This window comes from Streptomyces phyllanthi (assembly GCF_009377205.1).
Lineage (GTDB): Bacteria > Actinomycetota > Actinomycetes > Streptomycetales > Streptomycetaceae > Streptomyces > Streptomyces phyllanthi.
The window spans coordinates 1-3008 of sequence record NZ_VJZE01000720.1 but is presented as its reverse complement, the minus strand read 5'-3'; the positions used below and the strand labels follow the sequence as shown (position 1 = coordinate 3008).

Genomic DNA, 3008 nt, shown 5'->3' with positions numbered 1-3008 from the left:
ACGGAATCTTTCCGTACGGCCGCCGTAACTTTGGGGCAATCAATGTCTGCCGAGGTATTGACCAGCATGCTGGGATGAGTTCAGGATTCTGGGCGAGCCGATGGAGTGGTCCTCGGCCGGTACATCCCCGGAGAAGTCCGTGAACGACGCTCCCGATGACACGACTCCCACCCCTTCGTCGCCCGACGGCCCCGCGGTTTCCCGCCCGCTCGTGACGATCCGCGGACTGCGCAAGCGGTTCGGCGGCACGCTCGCCCTCGCCGAGGTCGATCTCGACGTCCCCGCAGGCAGCATTCTCGCCCTACTGGGGCACAACGGTGCCGGAAAATCCACACTTATCAAGATCCTCGCCGGCGTCCATCGCGCCGACGAAGGACAGATCACCGTCGCGGGCCACCCCCTCGGCACCGACGCGGCCTCCGTCGAGATGTCCTTCATCCACCAGGACCTAGGCCTGGTGGAGTGGATGACGGTGGCCGAGAACGTCGCCCTGGGCACCGGTTACCCCCGCCGCGGCGGCCTCGTCTCCTGGCGACAGGTACGCCGGCGCTGCACCGAGGCACTGGACATCGTCGCCGGCCACCTCGACCCCGACGCGCCCGTGGCCGACCTCACCCGCGCCGAGCGCTCCCTGGTCGCCATCGCCCGCGCGCTGTCCACCCGCGCCCGCCTCATCGTCCTCGACGAGCCCACCGCCAGCCTGCCCGCCGCGGACTGCGCCCGGCTCTTCGAGGTCCTGCACGCCCTGCGCGACCGCGGCCACGCCATCGTCTACGTCAGCCACCGCCTCGACGAGGTCTACCAGGTCGCCGACCGCTTCGCCGTCCTGCGCGACGGCCGCCTCATCAGCCAGGGCCTCCTCGCCGACCACGGCCCCGAGCGGATCGTCCACGACATCGTCGGCCACGAGCCGGAGAGCCACCGGCCCGCCGCTCCCCGTACCACCGGCACCACCGCTCCCCGTACCACCGGCACCACCGCTCCCCGTACCACCGGCACCACCGCCCCCACCGTGCTGCGTCTGACCGGCGTCACCACCGAGGGCGCCGGCCCCGTCGACCTGGAACTGCGCGCCGGCGAGGTCCTCGGCATGGTCGGCCTCACCGGAGCCGGCCACATGGACCTCGGCCGCGCCCTCGCCGGGTCCCGGCCCCTCACCGGCGGCGAGGTGCTGCTCGACGGCAGACCGTACCGCCCGGGTTCGGTCACCGCCGCCGTCGACGCCGGGATCGGCTTCGTCACCAGCAACCGCCAGGAGGAGGGCTGCGCCCTCGAACTCACCGTACGGGAGAACTTCCTGGCCAACCCCCGTGCGGACGCCCGCTCACCATGGCGCTGGATCAGCCCCCGGCGTGAGCGGGCCGAGGCCGACTCCCTCGTCGAGCGCTTCGGAGTGCGACCCGCCGACCCCGAGGCACCGATCGCCACCCTGTCCGGCGGCAACCAGCAGAAGGTCATGATCGGCCGCTGGCTGCGCCTGAGCCGCCGCGTGGTGATCCTCGAGGAGCCGACCTCAGGTGTGGACGTAGGCGCCAAGGCCGAGATCTACCGGCTCCTCGACGACGCCCTCGCCGCAGGACTCGCCGTCCTGCTCATCTCCACCGACTTCGAGGAGGTCGCCGACGTCTGCCACCGCGCCCTGGTCTTCGTACGGGGCGGCGTGACCGCGGAACTGTCCGGCGAGGCCCTCACCGTCACCGAACTCACCCATGCCGCGTCGGCCATGCCGGCGCTGACCGGAACGGGCACCCACTGATGGCCACCGAGACCGAATCCTCCCGCCGTTCCCAGCGATCCACGACGGGCGGCAGCGACACCAGCCCGAGCCCTCGCGCCGGCGCTCCCGGAAAACTCCGGGGAACGGGCATCGGCACAGGGGGGACCAGGGGCGGCGGCCGACTCCGCGGCCACCTGATCGGCACCTACGGCCTGCTCACCCTCGCCGTCCTGCTGTTCCTGGTCTTCTCCCTCGCCCTGCCGGACACCTTCCCGACCCTGGACAACGCCTCCTCGATCCTGTCCAACCAGTCGATCCCGGCGATGCTCGCGCTCGGCGCGATGATCCCCATCGTCACCGGCAGGTTCGACCTGTCCGTCGGCTACGGCCTCGGCCTCGCCCACGTGCTGGCGATGCAGCTCATCGTGAACAACGGCTGGCCCTGGCCGGCGGCCTGCCTCGTCGTCATCGTCGGCGGCGGCGTCATCGGTGTGTTCAACGGCCTGCTGGTCGAGTTCGCCCGGATCGACTCCTTCATCGCCACCCTCGGCACCGGCAGCGTGCTGTACGCCTGCACCGGCTGGATCACCGACGGCGCCCGTATCGTCCCCGGCCCGAACGGACTGCCCCCGGCCTTCACCGACCTGTACGACTCGAAGTTCCTCGGCCTGCCGGTGCCCGCCTTCTACGTCCTCGGCCTGGCCGTCATCCTGTGGCTGCTGCTGGAACGGCTGCCGCTCGGCCGCTACCTGTACGTCATCGGCTCCAACGCCCGCGCCGCCGACCTGGTCGGCATCCCCACCCGACGCTACGGCATCTACGCCTTCGCCGGCTCCGGGATCGTGGTCGGCTTCGCCGGAGTCCTGCTCGCCGCCCAGCAGCAGATCGGCAACCCCAGTGTCGGCATGGACTATCTGCTGCCCGCCTTCGTCGGCGCGCTGCTCGGCTCCACCGCTATCAAGCCCGGCCGCGCCAACGCCGCGGGCACCGTCGTCGCGGTAGCCGTTCTCGCCATCGGCCTCGCCGGCATCCAGCAACTGGGTGCCGAGTTCTGGGCCACGTCCCTGTTCAACGGCGGCACACTCCTCCTCGCCGTCGGCCTGGCCGGCTACTCCGCCCGCCGCAGGCTGCGTGCCGGGGCCACCGCCACGCGCACGTCCCTCTCCGAGCCCGCGATGTCCACGCCGGCACCGGCCCCTGCCGGGGGACCCGAGCCCGGGCAGCCATCCGCGACCACCGACCAGACCTGAGAACTTCCGGAGAGGGGACCCCTGTCCGTTCCCTTTCCCTC

General features: G+C 71.5%; 2 protein-coding genes. Both read left to right on the top strand.

The window, feature by feature from the left end:
* Window positions 1-139 precede the first annotated feature (139 nt).
* A complete protein-coding gene (locus FNH04_RS43940; RefSeq protein WP_322725608.1) occupies window positions 140-1756 on the top strand; it encodes a sugar ABC transporter ATP-binding protein in 1617 nt (538 codons plus the stop codon).
* Complete coding sequence (locus tag FNH04_RS43935) at window positions 1756-2967, top strand: ABC transporter permease (protein WP_152791828.1); 1212 nt, start codon at window positions 1756-1758, stop codon at window positions 2965-2967. Before FNH04_RS43940 ends, FNH04_RS43935 begins: the two co-directional genes overlap by 1 nt.
* Window positions 2968-3008 lie beyond the last annotated feature (41 nt).

Excerpts from the sequence above, each read along its gene's own strand:
- FNH04_RS43935 (WP_152791828.1), top strand. The coding sequence starts at position 1,756 with ATGGCCACCGAGACCGAATCCTCCCGCCGTTCCCAGCGATCCACGACG.